General features: G+C 73.1%; 10 protein-coding genes and 2 pseudogenes (1 of these 12 cut by a window edge). 9 read left to right on the top strand and 3 right to left on the bottom strand.

The window, feature by feature from the left end:
* Positions 1–57: 57 nt before the first annotated feature.
* On the bottom strand, positions 58–2,850 hold the full coding sequence (locus tag ACVGV0_RS19630; protein ID WP_459157159.1) for a hypothetical protein: 2,793 nt from the start codon (positions 2,848–2,850) through the stop codon (positions 58–60).
* A gap of 337 nt (positions 2,851–3,187) precedes the next feature.
* Here ACVGV0_RS19630 and ahcY point away from each other — a divergent pair, with 337 nt between their 5' ends.
* Together ahcY and ACVGV0_RS19620 are read left to right on the top strand one after the other, a co-directional pair.
* Positions 3,188–4,690 (top strand): adenosylhomocysteinase, encoded by a 1,503-nt coding sequence (ahcY, locus tag ACVGV0_RS19625; protein WP_459157158.1) that lies wholly within the window; start codon positions 3,188–3,190, stop codon positions 4,688–4,690.
* A gap of 45 nt (positions 4,691–4,735) precedes the next feature.
* Entirely contained in the window at positions 4,736–5,383 is a 648-nt protein-coding gene (locus tag ACVGV0_RS19620) for a dTMP kinase (protein ID WP_459157157.1), read from the top strand.
* 7 nt (positions 5,384–5,390) lie between these two features.
* On the opposite strand, the gene ACVGV0_RS19615 is transcribed toward ACVGV0_RS19620, so the two are convergent.
* On the bottom strand, positions 5,391–5,861 hold the full coding sequence (locus ACVGV0_RS19615) for an OsmC family protein (RefSeq protein WP_459157156.1): 471 nt from the start codon (positions 5,859–5,861) through the stop codon (positions 5,391–5,393).
* Positions 5,862–6,120: 259 nt separating this feature from the next.
* On the opposite strand from ACVGV0_RS19615, the gene mtrA reads away from it, so the two are divergent.
* From mtrA to ACVGV0_RS19580, 7 genes and pseudogenes are all read left to right on the top strand, one after another.
* Positions 6,121–6,798 (top strand): MtrAB system response regulator MtrA, encoded by a 678-nt coding sequence (mtrA, locus tag ACVGV0_RS19610; protein ID WP_459160069.1) that lies wholly within the window; start codon positions 6,121–6,123, stop codon positions 6,796–6,798.
* Positions 6,799–6,976: 178 nt separating this feature from the next.
* Entirely contained in the window at positions 6,977–8,752 is a 1,776-nt protein-coding gene (gene mtrB, locus ACVGV0_RS19605; RefSeq protein ID WP_459157155.1) for an MtrAB system histidine kinase MtrB, read from the top strand.
* Entirely contained in the window at positions 8,749–10,515 is a 1,767-nt protein-coding gene (locus tag ACVGV0_RS19600; protein ID WP_459157154.1) for an LpqB family beta-propeller domain-containing protein, read from the top strand. Before mtrB ends, ACVGV0_RS19600 begins: the two co-directional genes overlap by 4 nt.
* A gap of 84 nt (positions 10,516–10,599) precedes the next feature.
* A complete protein-coding gene (locus ACVGV0_RS19595; RefSeq protein ID WP_459157153.1) occupies positions 10,600–11,382 on the top strand; it encodes a ComF family protein in 783 nt (260 codons plus the stop codon).
* 483 nt (positions 11,383–11,865) lie between these two features.
* Entirely contained in the window at positions 11,866–12,675 is an 810-nt protein-coding gene (gene hpf, locus ACVGV0_RS19590; protein ID WP_459157152.1) for a ribosome hibernation-promoting factor, HPF/YfiA family, read from the top strand.
* A 194-nt stretch (positions 12,676–12,869) separates the two neighbouring features.
* A pseudogene (gene secA, locus ACVGV0_RS19585) lies at positions 12,870–15,389 on the top strand (preprotein translocase subunit SecA); the annotation flags it as partial.
* 123 nt (positions 15,390–15,512) lie between these two features.
* A pseudogene (locus ACVGV0_RS19580) lies at positions 15,513–15,794 on the top strand (hypothetical protein); the annotation flags it as partial.
* A gap of 46 nt (positions 15,795–15,840) precedes the next feature.
* Here ACVGV0_RS19580 and ACVGV0_RS19575 read toward each other — a convergent pair.
* On the bottom strand, positions 15,841–16,072 hold the 3' portion of the coding sequence (locus tag ACVGV0_RS19575) for an Rv3235 family protein (protein ID WP_459157151.1). The gene runs 218 nt beyond the window's last position; the window shows 232 of its 450 coding nt (coding positions 219–450); the start codon falls outside the window, past its right edge; its stop codon occupies positions 15,841–15,843.

The raw sequence follows: 16,072 nt of genomic DNA, 5'->3' as shown, positions 1-16,072 counted from the left end.
CGCGCCCGTACCGGCGCTGCCGTGCTCTGCTCCAGCGGGCTCTGCTCCAGCGGGGGTCTACTCCAGCGGGTGCAGGCCCTGCGCGCGCTCCCACGGCGCGGTGCGCCCGGCGGGCTCGGACACCTCGGGCAGGGGGAGCGGTCCCTCGGCTGCCGTCGTTCCCGGCCGCGCGGAGGAGTCCTCGGCGGCCGGTTCCTCCGGCGCGGCGAGCTCCTGCACCGGTCGCTCGGCCGGTCGCTGCGCACCGACCTCCTCCGCGGCGCGCTCGCGCTGCGGCACCGCGTCGACCGCACCGCCGGTGCCGGCCCGCGCGGTCTCCGGAGCGGGTGCGGCATCCACCGCAGCAGCGGCGTCCTGCCCGGGCGCTGCCTCGGCCGGTTCCTCGGCGGGCTGGGCGGGGGCAGCGCCGTCCTGCGCCGCTCCGTCACCACCGCGGACGGTCACCGCGGAGCGCCGCTGCGGGCCGCGCCCGGTGTCACCCCGCGGTCCGGGACCGGTGGCGCCGAGCACCGACTCGTGGAACGCCGGCCCGGCCTCGGCGTCGCCCGGTTCCAACCCGGCCGCCATGGCCACCGCGCGGTCCCACTCCGGATCGCCCGCGTAGTCGGTGTGCCGCAACACGCCCGGCACCCAGCGCCGGTGCGAGACGGGACCGCGCTGCGGGTCGGGCAGCCAGTGGTCCCCGCCCAGCACGAGCGCTCCGGTCGGCCCGCGCGCGGCCGGCGGCAGGGGCCCGGAGGTGCCGTCCGGGCGGTGCCCCACGCCGAGCAGCGTGCCGGCGTAGACGTGCCTGCCCCACGTGGTCACCGCGCCGCCCATCGGGTCGGTGCCGCGGCACAGCGCGCGCCAGCGCCCGCCGAGCGAGCCGGCCAATTCGCCGAGGGCGTCGTGCGAGACCGCCGCCGGGAACGCCCGCGGATAGGCCCACTGCAGCTGCGAACCCGCGGTGACCAGGCCGACGCGGTCGCGGTCGGCGGGGGGCAGGTTCGCCAGCAGCCGCGAGGTCGCCACGGCGACGAGCAGGCTGCCCTGGCTGTGCCCGACGAGCACGACGCGCGTGTTCGGGTCGGACAGGTGCTCCTGGGCGCGGGCGACCAGCTCGGGGATCACCTTCAGCGAGTAGCACGGCGGCACCACCGGGTGCGACTCCCGCGGCCAGAACAGCGTGAGGTCGCACAGCACGCCCAAGTAGCGCGCGGCGTGCCGCTCGGTGGCGGCGACGAAGACCATGCGCAGCAGCCCGGCGGCCAGCCCGGCGAGGGTCACCACGCCGAGTCCCGCGAGCCAGCCCGTCCAGGCCGCGTGCGGGAGCCCGGCCAGCCGCAGCGCCGCCGTTGCGGCCGCGGCGACCAGCAGCACCCCGGCGAGCACGAGGAACAGCGCGTACCCGTGGCGCCGCTGCACCCGCGCCCACAGCCACGCGGACGCGGCCGCCTGGCGGTCGCGGTAGCGGCCCGCGTGCAGCAGCCCCACCTCGGGCGGCACCGAGTCGCCGGAGAGCACGCACCGCCAGCGCCGCAGCAGCAGCCAGGGGACCCCGACCAGCGCGGCCACGCCCAGCAGCACCGCAGCAGTGCCCCACAACGTGGTCACGTCCTGGTACGGGCGGGGCAGCACGAGCCCCTCCGAGCCGAGGACGTGCCGCAGGCTCAGGGCGAGTCCGGCCCCGAAACCGGTGCCCAGCATCGCGGCGAGGAACAGCACGGGGGCGGCGAACCACCCGCCGGCCCACGGCCGCATCCGCCGCGGCAGCGGCTTCCACAGCGGTGCGGCCAGCCGTGCCGCCGGGACCAGCACCAGCGCCGCGGCCAGGCACGTGGCGCCGAGCAGCGCCGTGAGCGCGTCGATCGTCGGACCGGACCCGGGCAGCGGTCCGCTCGTGCCGGCCGGAGCGACGGCCGCGACCAGCACCAGCGCCGCGGCCAGCGCTTGCAGCGCACGCCGCGGGACGCGTCCGAGGAGCACGCGGCGGCGCGGGCTCGCGGACCACATGTCCTCCGGGTCGTCCAGCGCCGCGGCCCCGAGCACGCAGCACACCAGCACCGCGGCGCTCGCGACCCACCGCGGGTCGCTCCGCACCTCGAACGGGCCGCCCAGCAGCAGCAGGGCCACCGCGGACAGCGCGGCGCTGATGTGCAGGGCCCGCAGCGCGGGGGCTTCCGGATCGGCGACCACGTTGCCCCCGGGCAGTACCGGCGCGCGGGCGGACGGGCGCGGCGCGCCGTGCCGCGCGCCGGCGGAGCTGCCCGTCGTGATCGTCCAGTTCTTGCCGGCCAGGCGCTGCATGAGCAGGATCACCAGGCCGACCGGAGCCAGTCCCAGCCAGAGCCGCAGCAGGTCGAACTCGCGTGCTGCGGGCGGGACCGCGGCCAGGCACCCCGATCCCGGCCGCAGGCACTGCGCGGCGAACAGGTCCGCGGTGACCACGGTCAGCTGGGCGACGAACAGCATCGTCAGCGCGAGCGCCGCCACGCGCACGAGGGCCCGGGCGCAGTGCCCGGCGACGCGGCCGGCGCGGCTCTCCGGGCGGACCGGCGGCAGCATCCAGTGCGCCAGGTTCGCCAGCGCGAACGGGAAGAGCAGCGCCCAGGTGGCCTTGCCGAGGCCCCCGGAGGTCATGCCGCCCCAGACGTAGCCCTCGAGGACCCGCGGCACGGTGCGGTTGCCGTCGCGCAGCGCGGGACCGGGCACGGGCCGGCGCAGCCGGTCGGCCGGGCGGACGACACGGCCCACGCCGTCGCCCGCGACATCGACCGCGTCGACCGAATCGGTCAGCTTCGGGCCGGTGGCGCCGAGCACGCCGTGTACCCGCAGCTCCACCACGCGGGTGTCCTGCTCGGGTGCGTGCACTGGAATCCTCCCGCGTGGCCGGGGACTGCTGGTTCGTGGGCGCTCTCGTCCGGCACCACCGCTGCGCAGCGGCGGCGCTCAACCGCGGCGCCGCCGGAGCGCAGTGACGGGCACGGTGGGTGCGTGATCACGTCCGCAGTGATTCTGCACCCGCGTGCGGAGAACCGGCGACCGCCGCGCATCGATTGTGATCGTCGTCCGGGGCGCGTGTCCCGCATTTCCGGCCGCTCGTGTCCGCCCGCGCCGGGAACGCCGCGCTCGCGCACCGCAACCGGCTGGCCACCCGGGGTAGCATCGGGGTGATGTGCGTGGACCGCGGGGGGAGAGCGGCGGTGCGATGACTTCGGAGAAGACCAGCGCGACCTCGGACGACACCGGCGCGGGGCCGAACGAGCACCGCACGGAGAACGGGGTCGAATTCGCGGTCGCGGACCTCTCGCTCGCGCCGCGGGGGCGCGAGCAGATCCGGCTGGCCGAGCACGAGATGCCGGGGCTGCGCGCGCTGCGCCGGGAGTACGCCGAGGTCCACCCGCTGCGCGGGGCGCGGATCACCGGATCGCTGCACATGACGGTGCAGACCGCGGTGCTCATCGAAACGCTGGTCGCGCTGGGGGCCGAGGTGCGCTGGGCCTCGTGCAACATCTTCTCCACCGACGACGCGGCGGCGGCAGCGGTCGTCGTCGGCAGGTACGGCACTCCGGACGAGCCCCGCGGTGCGCCCGTCTTCGCCTGGGAGGGCGAAACGCCCGAGGAGTACTGGTGGTGCCTCGACACCGCGTTGAGCTGGCCCGGCGGCGGGCCGAACATGATCCTCGACGACGGCGGTGACGCGACGGCGCTGGTGCACCAGGGCGTGCGCTACGAGCGGGCCGGGGCGATCCCCACCGCGGACGAGAACGACCCCGAGGAGTACAAGGTCGTGCTGGAGCGGCTGCGCGCCTCGCTGGCGGCCGACACCGACCGGTGGACCCGCCTCGCCGAGGAGGTCCGCGGCGTCACCGAGGAGACGACGACCGGGGTGAACCGGCTCTACCGGCTCGCCGCCCAGGGCGAGCTGCTGTTCCCGGCCATCAACGTGAACGACTCGGTGACCAAGTCGAAGTTCGACAACAAGTACGGCATCCGCCACTCCCTCGTCGACGGCCTCAACCGGGCCACCGACGTGCTCCTGGGCGGCAAGACCGCCGTGGTCTGCGGCTACGGCGACGTCGGCAAGGGAGCGGTGGAGGCGCTGCGCGGGCAGGGCGCGCGCGTGGTCGTCACCGAGATCGACCCGATCAACGCGCTGCAGGCCCAGCTCGAAGGCCTCCAGGTCGCCCGCCTGGAGACCGTGCTGCACGAGGCGGACGTCCTCATCACCGCCACCGGCAACACCGGCGTCATCACCGCCGATCACCTGCGCCGGCTCAAGCACCAGGCGATCGTCGGCAACATCGGCCACTTCGACGACGAGATCGACGTGGCCGGTCTGGCCAGCGCCTCCGACGTGCGGAAGGTGCGGATCAAGCCGCAGGTCGACGAGTGGGTCTTCGACGACGGCCACTCGGTGCTGGTGCTCTCCGAGGGGCGGCTGCTCAACCTGGGCAACGCGACGGGGCACCCCAGCTTCGTGATGTCGAACTCCTTCGCCAACCAGACCATCGCCCAGGTCGAGCTGTTCACCAACTGGCGCGAGTACGACCGCGAGGTCCACCGGCTGCCGAAGTCGCTGGACGAGAAGGTCGCGCGGATCCACGTGCAGGCCCTCGGCGGCGAGCTGACCCGGCTGAGCAAGGAGCAGGCCGAGTACATCGACGTGGAGGTGGAGGGGCCCTACAAGCCCGACCACTACCGGTATTGAAGTCCGCGCGCACCGCTCGGACCCGGCGCTACTAGTCTCGGGCGCGTGGGTCGTCTCATCGTGATCGAGGGCGTCGACGGCGCCGGCAAGCGCACCCTGGCCGAGGGGCTGGACGCGGAGCTGCGGCGCCGCGGGTGCTCCGTGAGCCGCTTGGCCTTCCCCCGCTACGAGGCCGACGTGCACGCCGCGCTCGTCGGCGAGGCCCTGCGGGGGGCGCACGGCGATCTCGCCGCGTCGGTGCACGGCGTTGCGGTGCTCAACGCGCTGGACCGCCGCGCCGCCGTCGAGGAGCTGCGCTCCCGGCTCGACGCGCACGACGTGCTGCTGCTCGACCGCTACGTCGCGTCGAACGCGGCCTACGGAGCCGCGCGGCTGCGCGAGGACGCCCGCGGCGACTTCGTCCACTGGGTGGAGGATCTCGAGGTGCGGCGCTTCGCCCTGCCGGCCCCCGACCACCAGCTGCTGCTGCGGGTTCCCGTGGACGTGGCGGCGCAGCGCGCCGAGCACCGCGAGCTGACCGAAGTGGACAGGCAGCGGGACGCGTTCGAGTCGGACGACGCGCTGCAGCGGCGCTGCTCCGCCGTGTACACGCAGCTCGCAGAGAGCTCCTGGTGGTCGCCCTGGACCGTCGTGGACGGCGTCGCCGAGGTCGATTTCGCCGCGCTGGCCCGGAACTGCCTCGGCGAGGGCTGAGGAGCGCTCAGCCCGCCACGGTGATCCGCGGTTCGTGCCGCACCGGGAAGTTCACCGAGTTCGCGATGAAGCACTTCCGGTGCGCCTGGGCGTGCAGCTCCTCCGCGGTGGCGAGCACGTCCTGTTCGGACACCTGCACCTGCGGCCGCAGGAGCACCTCCCGGAACCGCCCGGAGCCGTCCCGCTCCTCGACCATCGTCCCGGACGCCGCGTCCCGGTAGGCGGTGACCACGACGCCGCTGTGCGCGCACAGCCCCAGGTACCAGAGCATGTGGCACTGCGACAGCGCGGCGAGCAGCATCTCCTCCGGGTTCAGCAGCTCCGCGTCCCCCAGGAACGACGGATCGGCCGAGGCGCGCAGCGCCGGCTTGCCGACCACCTCCACCAGGTGCTCGCGGCCGTACTCGCGGTAGTTCGCGGTGCCGCCGCCGGGGTTGCCCGTCCACGTGGCGGTGGCGGTGTAGCGGTGTTCGGGCACTTCCCCTCCATGCCGTGGACGACGGCCGCACCGGTACGCATACGATCCGTTCGCGGAGGTGCGGTACGCGACCATTCTCGCCCGCGTGTCGTCCACAGTGGCGCCTCCGGGTGCGGGATGCGGGTCACGCGTGGCTTGCTCCGAACGGCGGTACCGCCGGTCCCGACCCGGCGCGGGGGCGAGCGACCAGCGAAGAACCGGCGGAACGATGTGCGGGGATTGCAACGGGAGGGGAGTGACGAGTGCGACCATGAACGACATGAAGGCGCGCGTGCTCGTGGTGGACGATGATCCGGCCCTGGCAGAGATGCTGACGATCGCGTTGCGCGGCGAGGGGTTCGACACGGCCGTCGTCAGCGACGGCACCAAGGTGATGCCGGCGCTCCGGGAGCTCAAGCCCGACCTCGTGCTGCTCGACCTGATGCTTCCCGGGATGAACGGCATCGACGTCTGCAAGGCCATCCGCACCGAGTCCGTCGTTCCCGTGGTGATGCTCACCGCCAAGAGCGACACCGTGGACGTGGTGCTCGGCCTGGAATCGGGCGCGGACGACTACGTCGTCAAGCCGTTCAAGCCGAAGGAGCTCGTGGCCCGGCTGCGCGCGCGGCTGCGGCGCACGGACGCGGAGCCCTCGGAGGTGCTGGCCATCGGCGACGTGTCCATCGACGTGCCCGGCCACGAGGTCACGCGCGACGGCGCGGCGATCTCGCTGACGCCGCTGGAGTTCGACCTGCTCGTGGCCCTGGCCCGCAAACCGCGGCAGGTGTTCACCCGCGAGGTGCTGCTGGAGCAGGTCTGGGGGTACCGGCACGCGGCCGACACGCGGCTGGTCAACGTGCACGTCCAGCGGCTGCGCTCGAAGGTCGAGCGCGACCCCGAGCGGCCCGAGATCGTGCTGACCGTGCGCGGCGTCGGGTACAAGGCCGGACCGCCGTGAGCACCGGGCACCGGCGTCCGCCGCGCGCCGGTGCCCGGTGCCGCCCGGCGGGGCGGTGCGGGACCGCGCGGCGCGCACGGCATCCTGGACGAGCCCGGCTGCGGGATGCCGTGGCGGACCGGTCCGGTGCAGGTTGCCGGGTCGACCGGTGCTCGTGCGTGAGCAGAAGGCGGAGCACGTGAGCGTGTGGGCGCGTAGACCTCGGACGGCGCGGCAGTGGGTCCTCCGCGTCCGGGAGGAGATCCGCGAGCGGTGGCACCGCTTCGAAGCGGTGTGGCGGCGCTCGCTGCAGCTCCGCGTGGTCGTCAGCACGCTCGCGCTGTCGCTGGTGGTGGTGCTCGTGCTCGGCATGGTGCTGCAGACCCAGATCACCACGCGGCTGCTCGACGCGAAGGAAGAGGCCGCGATCTCGCAGACCGAGTACAGCCTGCCGGTCCTGGAGCGCGAGCTCACCGCCGTCGACCCGAACTCGGACAACGTGCACGAGCAGCTCGAGGCCGCGCTCAACCGGCTGACCACGTCGAACACGGGGCGGTCCACCGAGTCCGCCGCGGGCGCGTTCGACCCGGTGCTGGTGGACGGGCACGCGCTGGCCGAGCGCGGGCGGCAGCCCTCCGCCGGCCCCGTGCAGAACGTTCCCGAGGGGCTGCGGCGCAACGTGGAGCGGGGCCAGCTGGCCACCCAGATCACCACCGTCCACAACGAGGGCGAACCGGTGACCATGCTCGCCGTGGGCAGCCCGGTGGGCACCGCGACGCGCCCGCTGCAGGTGTACCTCCTCTTCCCGCTGACCGCGGAGCGCTCCACGGCCAACGTCGTGCAGAGCACGCTGCTCGCCTCGGGCGCCGTGCTGCTGGTGCTGCTGGGGGCGATCACCAGCCTCGTCACCCGCCAAGTGGTGCGCCCCGTGCGGCAGGCGGCGCAGAACGCCGAGGAGCTCGCCGAGGGCGACCTGGACAAGCGCATGCGCGTGATCGGCGAGGACGACATGGCGCGCCTGGCCGAGTCGTTCAACGAGATGGCCGACAGCCTCAAGCAGCAGATCACCCAGCTCGAGGAGTTCGGCCAGCTGCAGCGCCGGTTCACCTCCGACGTCTCGCACGAGCTGCGCACCCCGCTGACGACCGTGCGCATGGCAGCGGACGTGCTCTACGCCTCGCGCGAGGAGCTCCCGCCCGGCCTCTCCCGGTCGACCGAACTGCTCACCGACGAGCTCGACCGGTTCGAAGCGCTGCTGGCCGACCTGCTGGAGATCTCCCGCCTGGACGCGGGCGTGGCCGACCTCTCCTCGGAGCCGCTCGACATGGGGGAGGTCGCCGACCGCGCCGTGAACTCCGTCCGCGGCATCGCCGAGACCAGCGGCGTGCCGCTGCGCCTCGTCGTGCCCGAGGCCGGCGGCGAGCAGCGCGAACACCTGCACGTGCTCGCCGACGTCCGGCGGGTGGAGCGCATCCTGCGCAACCTCGTCGCCAACGCCGTCGACCACGCCGAGGGCGAACCGGTCGAGATCGAGGTGGCGGGCAACGAGCAGGCCGTCGCCGTGACGGTGCGGGACTACGGCGTGGGCCTGCGCCCGGGGGAGGCCGAGCTCGTCTTCACCCGGTTCTGGCGGGCCGACCCGGCGCGGAACCGGCGCACCGGAGGAACCGGACTCGGCCTGTCGATCAGCCACGAGGACGCCCGGCTGCACGGCGGGACGCTCGACGCCTGGGGGGAGCCGGGCCACGGCTCGTGCTTCCGGCTCACCCTGCCGCTGCGCCCCGGGGAGGCGTTCGAGGCGAGCCCGCTGGGCATGCCGGACCGGCGCAGCATCGCCGCCCCGGATGCGCTGCTGGCCGCAGGCGTCGACGCCCCGCGGGAGGAAGACACGTCCGCCGAAACCGATGCGCTCGAGGCCGAGTACCGCGACGAGGGGCCGGCCCGGTTGTCCGAGCAGGAACGGGAGTCGTCATGACCCGGCGCGCACAGCCCCGGCGCTCCGCTGCGGCGGGAGCCCGGACCGGGCTCCGCGCCCTGGCCGCGGCGCTGGTGCTCGCGGTGTCCGGGTGCGCCACCATCCCGGAGCACTCCGAGCCGCGCGGCGTGCGGTGGATGGAGGAGGGCAACACCTCCGGCCACGTGCAGAAGCCGCGCGAGGGCGCGGACCCGCTGCAGCTGGTGCGCAGCTTCGTCGGCTCGGCCGCCCCGGAGAACGAGCACGAGGCCGCGCGGCTGCACCTCGCTCCGCAGGCGCGCGCGGACTGGTCGCCGAGCGCGGGGATGCTCATCGTCGACCAGGTGGACACCGTCCCGGTGCCGAACGAGCGGCCGCTTCCGGAAGGGGTGCAGCTCGTCGGGCTGCGCGCGGAGAAGGTCGGCCGGCTGTTACCCGACCGGTCGTTCACCCCCGAGCAGGGGGAGTTCCGCACCCGGATGCGCGTCGAGCGGCAGGACGACGGGCAGTGGCGGATCGCCACGCCGCCGCCGGAGCTGGTCGTCACCCGCGACTCGTTCGGCGCCACCTACCGCTCGGTCTCGGTGTACTTCCTCGACTCCGAGGGCACCGGGGTGGTCCCGGACGTGCGGTACGTGCCGTCGCAGCCGGCCAGCACGTTGCCGCGCCGGGTGGTCGACCTGCTCATGATGGGGCCGTCGGAGTCGATGCGCCCCGCGCTGCGCACCGGCCTGCCCAAGGGGGTGCGGCCGAAGACGAACGCCAGCGAGTCCGCCGACGGGGCGCTCGAGGTCAACTTCAGCGACCTGGGGGGCGTCCCGCCGGAGACCCGCCGGCTGATCGCGGCCCAGGTGGTCTATTCGCTGCAGAGCGTCAGCAGCGCCCGGGTGCGGCTGAAGGAGGAGGGCACGCCGCTGCTGCCGGACCGCCCCGAGCTGCGCCCGGCCGATGTGCGCTCGTACGTGCAGGAGCGTTCGGACGCGGTGAACCAGCCGGGGCTGGCCGTGGTCGACGAGAGCCTGGTGCACCTCGACGAGCAGGCGAAACCGGTCGCCGGCCCCGCGGGCAACGGGGAGTACGACGTGGTGCGGGCGGGTGTGTCGCCGGACGGCAGCAGGCTCGCCGCGGTGACCCGCCGCCCCGGCGGTGTGGTGCTGCGCGCTGGTGGCGAGGGCTCGGCGCAGGGCGGGTCGCAGCTGTCCGAGCTGCACGTGGCCGGTGCGTTCATGAGCAAGCCGGAGTGGCGGGGCAGCGGCGAGGTCTGGACCTCGGTGGACGGCCGCCGGGTCGTCCGCGCGGTCGCCACCGACTCCGGCTGGGACCTCGGGCGGGTGGACGTGAGCGCGCTGGGGGAGGACCCGAAGATCAGCGACCTGCGGCTCTCGCCCGGCGGCGCGCGCGCCGCGCTCGTCAGCGACGGGGAGCTCGTCGTGGCCGCGGTCGCCGAGGTCGACGGGCGGATGACGCTGTCGCGGCCCACTCGCCTGCCCGCGCCGGGGGGAACGCGCATCAGGGATGTCGAGTGGCGGAGCAACGACGGGCTCGTGGCCACGACCGACAGCAACCGCTCCCCGGTCTACAACGTGTCCGTCGACGGGCTGTACTGGACTCCGTACACCGCGTCGAACCTGGGGCAGCCGGTGAACGCGGTGACGGTCGCGCCCGGCGGCCGCGTGATCGTGGCCGACCGCAGCGGGTTGTGGGAGTCGCAGGACTCCGATGACGTCTGGGGGCTCATGCCGGTACCGATCGGCGGTGCGTCGATCCCGTTCTACCCGGGCTGAGCGCTTCCAGCAGGACTGCGCCGGGGTGTCCTGCCCGACGCGCGCCGGTGAGTCGGGCAGGGCGGGACCCGCACCCTCGGCGGCATGCGTGGGAACGAGAACTCCGCCGGCCGCGGCTCGGCGGGCCGCGGCTCGGCGGGCCGCGGTGCCGCGCGCTCCGCACGCGCCCGGCCGCGGCTGCTCGACCTCGTCCTGCCCGTGAACTGCGCCGGGTGCGGACGGCAGGGGACGCACTGGTGCCTCCCGTGCGCGGGGGAGCTGTCCCGGCCGCACCGCGTGCGGCTGCCCGTGCTCGGGCAGCGGCCACCCGTGTACGCGCTCGGGGTGTACCGCGGTGCCGCGCGGCGGGCCGTCCTCGCCTACAAGGAACGCGGGCGGCGGGTGCTCGCCGGTGTCTTCGCCGAACGGCTGGCCGCGGGTGTGCGCTTCGCGCACGCGGGGCCCGGGCCGTGGTGGATCGTCCCCGCGCCGTCCCGGTGGTGGGCGGCGCGTCGCCGCGGTGGTGCGCACATGCTCCGGGTCGCGCGGGAGCTGGCGCGGCGGCTGCGGGCGGACGGGTGCGCCGCCGAGGTGCTCGACTGCCTGCGGTTGGGCCCCGGTGCGGTGGACGCCGCGCGGCTCGCGCACGCCGACCGCCCCGCGAACCTGTCGGGGCGGCTGCGGGCGCGTCCGCCCCGACGTCCGCCGCCGGGCGGGGTGCTGCTCGTCGACGACGTGATCACGACCGGAGCGACGGTCGCGGAATCAGCGGCGGTGCTCGACGGGGTGGAGTGTGCTCCGGAGCTGGTGCTGTCCGTGACCGCGGTGGAGCCCCGTGCGGCTGGGCCCGGGCGACCGCTGCGTGCTCCGGGTGGTCCGCCGCGATGACGAGCGTTCACCTCAGCAGTAGGCCTATCGTGTGGTATGGGACGCGTCCGTTCGTCCGCTCGGAACCCGGTTGACCGGGGCGACGTTGGCCGGGAGAAGCGCGGGCGCGATCCGTGCGGTGGCCCGGAACTCCGGAGTCCGCGACCGGGGAACGGGGGAACGCCCAGCCGTCGGGGGCGGGTGCCGGCGTCCGCGCGGATCCGCCCCCGTTCGCACCACCGGGTTACCGCGGGCAGTGGTCTCGAGCGCGCTCGGTGGTCGCTTGACATCGCCCGACTCGGGGGGTGTCACAAACCGATAAACCGAGATAGCGTGCCATCCATCACACACCACCGGCGGCGGAAGGAGTGACAACCCCATGTCCGTGGCGCCGGTCGCGTAGTGGTCTTCCCGGGGAGTTCGCTCCGCTCGAACCTCCCCGCCGTCCTCGCCGGCGCCGACCGAGCACACGTCTCCTGTGCCAGTGATGAACGGAGGTCGTGAATGGACATCGTGGTCAAGGGGCGCAACGTCGAGGTCCCCGAGCACTACCGCGAGCAGGTCGCGGAGAAGCTCAGCAGGCTCGAGAGGTACACGCGCAAGGCGATTCGCACCGAGGTGGAGCTGTTCCACGAGCGCAACCCGCGCCAGGCGAAGAACTGCCAGCGGGTCGAGCTCACCCTCGTGGGCAAGGGGGGTCCGGTCCGCGCCGAAGCGGCGGCGGGCAACTTCTACGCCGCGCTCGACGCGGCCGCGGGCAAGCTGGAGAACCGCCTCCGCCGGATGCACGACCGCAGGAAAGTGCACTACGGCCAGCGCAACCCCACTTCGGTCGCCGAAGCGACGTCCGCCATGGCACATCGCCGAGTGGTCACGGAACGCACACCGGGGGCGCCCTCGCCGGACGGAAGCACCGTCCTGCTGGAGACCCCCGAACACGCCGCCGAGAACAACCCCGAAGCCGTGCTCACGGAGGAAGCCGGCACCAAGCCGGAGGAGCGCGCAGCGGAGCCCGAGCTCCTCAGCGAGAACACGCCGGAGGTGGCCGCAGAAGTGCCGGAGCAGCGCATGGAGGCGGGCAACGGGTACTCCGCCGGAGGGTACGCAGCAACGCAGGAGTACGAACCGGGCCGCATCGTTCGCGAGAAGGAGCACCCGGCGAAACCGATGACGGTGGACGAGGCGTTGTACCAGATGGAGCTGGTCGGCCACGACTTCTACCTGTTCTCGGACGCCGACAGCGGCAAACCGAGCGTCGTGTACCGCCGGAAGGGCTTCGACTACGGGGTCATCCGTCTGGCCGAGTCAGCGTGAACGCGACGGCTGCACCCTGAGCGGATCGCAGCCGAGCAGCTTGTCCCCCGCGTACGGTGGTGCGCGGGGGACAGTTGCGTTCCGCGTCAGCTCGGGGCCCGACGCGGCAACCCGGGTCCCCCGTTGCTGGTGAGTACGATGGCCGTAAAGCGTCCGTGACGGGCGCGTCACGATCAGCGAGTGAGGTCGACCGGATGGTCCTGTCCCGACTGCTCCGCGCCGGCGAGGGCAAGATGCTCAAGCGTCTGCGCGCCATAGCAGCGCACATCAACGAGCTCGAAGATGACACCGTCGCGCTGTCCGACGCCGAGCTGCGGGGCAAGACCGACGAGTTCAAGCGCCGCCACACCGATGGCGAGTCCCTGGACGCCCTGCTGCCCGAGGCCTTCGCCGTCGTCCGCGAGGGCGCGCGCCGCGTGCTGGGGCAGCGGCACTTCGACGTGCAGCTCATGGGTGGTGCCGCGCTGCACCTCGGGCAGATCGCGGAGATGAAGACCGGTGAGGGCAAGACCCTGACCTGCGTGCTGCCCGCGTACCTCAACGCCATCGCGGACAAGGGCGTGCACGTCATCACGGTCAACGACTACCTGGCCAAGCGCGACGCGGAGTGGATGGGCCGCGTCCACCGGTTCCTCGGGCTGACGGTCGCACCGCTGCTGGCGGACATGACCCCGGAGCAGCGCCGCGGCGCCTACGAGGCCGACGTCACCTACGGCACGAACAACGAGTTCGGCTTCGACTACCTGCGCGACAACATGGCGTGGAGCCTCGACGACTGCGTGCAGCGCGGGCACAACTTCGCCATCGTCGACGAGGTCGACTCGATCCTCATCGACGAAGCCCGCACCCCGCTGATCATCTCCGGCCCGGCCGACCAGTCCTCCCGCTGGTACCAGGAGTTCGCGCGGCTCGCACCGATGCTCGAACGCGACGTCCACTACGACGTCGACGAGCGCAAGCGCACCGTCGGCATCACCGAGGAGGGCGCCCAGCTCGTCGAGGACCAGCTGGGCATCGAGAACCTCTACGAGGCCGCGAACACCCCGCTGGTCGGGTTCCTGAACAACGCCATCAAGGTCAAGGAGCTGTACAAGCGGGACAAGGACTACATCGTCCGCAACGGCGAGATCCTCATCGTCGACGAGTTCACCGGCCGCGTGCTCGCCGGCCGCCGCTACAACGAGGGCATGCACCAGGCCATCGAGGCCAAGGAAGGCGTCGAGATCAAGGCCGAGAACCAGACGCTGGCCTCGATCACGCTGCAGAACTACTTCCGCCTCTACGACAAGCTCTCCGGCATGACCGGTACGGCGCAGACCGAGGCGGCGGAGTTCCAGTCCACCTACTCGCTCGGCGTCGTGACCGTGCCCACGAACGAGCCGATGATCCGCAAGGACCAGCCGGACGTCGTCTACAAGACCGAGGCCGCCAAGTTCGACGCGGTCGCCGAGGACATCGAGGAGTGCTACGGGCGCGGGCAGCCGGTGCTCGTCGGCACGACCAGCGTGGAGCACTCCGAGTACCTGTCGAAGCTGTTGACCAAGCGCGAAGTGCCGCACAGCGTGCTCAACGCCAAGCACCACGAGTCCGAAGCGCTGATCATCGCCGAGGCGGGGCGCAAGGGCGCGGTGACCGTGGCGACCAACATGGCCGGCCGCGGTACCGACATCGTGCTCGGCGGCAACGTCGACCACCTCGCCGACGCGGAGCTGCGGCAGCGCGGCCTGGACCCGGTGCACACCCCGGAGGACTACGAAGCGTCCTGGCCGGGCGCGGTCGAGGAGATCAAGAAGCAGGCCGAGGACGAGGCCGACGAGGTCCGCGAAGCCGGCGGGATGTACGTGCTCGGTACCGAGCGGCACGAGTCCCGGCGCATCGACAACCAGCTCCGCGGCCGGTCCGGCCGCCAGGGCGACCCGGGGCAGTCGCGGTTCTACCTCTCCCTCGGCGACGAGCTGATGCGCCGGTTCAACTCGAACATGGTCGAGACCATCATGACCCGGTTCAAGGTGCCGGACGACGTGCCGATCGAGGCCAAGATGGTCACGCGTGCCATCCGCAGCGCGCAGACCCAGGTCGAGCAGCAGAACATGGAGATCCGCAAGAACGTCCTCAAGTACGACGAGGTGATGAACCAGCAGCGCTCGGTCATCTACTCCGAGCGGCGCCGGGTCCTGGAGGGCGAGGACCTGCGCGAACAGGTGCGCCTCATGCTCTCGGACGTCATCACCGCCTACATCGACGCGGAGACCTCCAAGGGCTACGCCGAGGACTGGGACTTCGAGAAGCTCTGGAACGCGCTGAAAACGCTGTACCCGGTCTCGCTGGACTGGGAGGAGCTGCTGGACACCGAGTCGGACCTCAACCGGGATCGCCTGCTCGAGCTCCTCGTCGAGGACGCGCGCGAGGCCTACGACAAGCGCGAAGCGGAAGTCGAGGGCAAGGTCGGCCCCGGCGCGATGCGGGAGCTGGAGCGCCGGGTGGTGCTGAGCGTGCTGGACCGCAAGTGGCGCGAGCACCTCTACGAGATGGACTACCTCAAGGAGGGCATCGGCCTGCGGGCGATGGCCCAGCGCGATCCGCTCGTGGAGTACCGCCGCGAGGGCTTCGACATGTTCCACGCCATGCTCGAGGCGTTGAAGGAGGAGTCCGTCGGGTTCCTGTTCAACGTGCAGGTCGAAGCCGCTGAACCGGAGCAGCCCCAGCAGTCCTCCGGGGATTCGGCCGCGCAGGCCGACGGTGCCGGCAAGGCGGCCGCGACCGCCACGGCCGCGCCGCCGCAGACGCAGCAGGAGCAGCAGGGCGGTCGGCACCAGGCCCGCGAACCCCGTGCGAAGCGGGCGCAGCCGACTTCGGCGGGGCCGGCGCTGAGTCAGCTCAGCAACCCCGTCGGGGGTGACGGGCAGCAGCCGGCCCCCGCGCTGACCGGCAAGGGTCTGGAGTCCCCGCAGCAGCAGGGCCTGAGCTACTCCGGTCCGTCGGAGGACGGTGGCGTGCAGCGCAGCGGCGGTGAGAACGCCTCGGCCGAGAACGGGGAGTCCGGGCAGGGCGGAACGCGCCGCGAGCGCCGCGCTGCCGCCCGGGCGGAGGCGAAGAAGAACAAGTCCCGCAAGCAGTAGTCCGCAGGCAGTAGTCCGCAGGGAGTCCGCGCAGCGGCCGGTGTGCTCAGACGAGTGCGAACCGGCCGCACCGCCACTGCTCGCCCCGGCGCTCCGCGGTGGAGATCAGGGCGCGGGTGCGATCGGTGGTGTCGACGATCCAGCACATCTCGACGCGCTGGTCGGTGATCAGCGAGGTGTGCACCGAGCGCAGGCGGTAGTTCGGCGGTGGGGCGGAACTGGTCGGACGCCGGGCTGCGATCCAGGCGAGTCCCTCGTGGGTGAGCAGGTCCCCGAGC

The organism is Salinifilum ghardaiensis (genome assembly GCF_054491345.1).
This window is presented reverse-complemented; position numbering and strand designations above follow the sequence as displayed.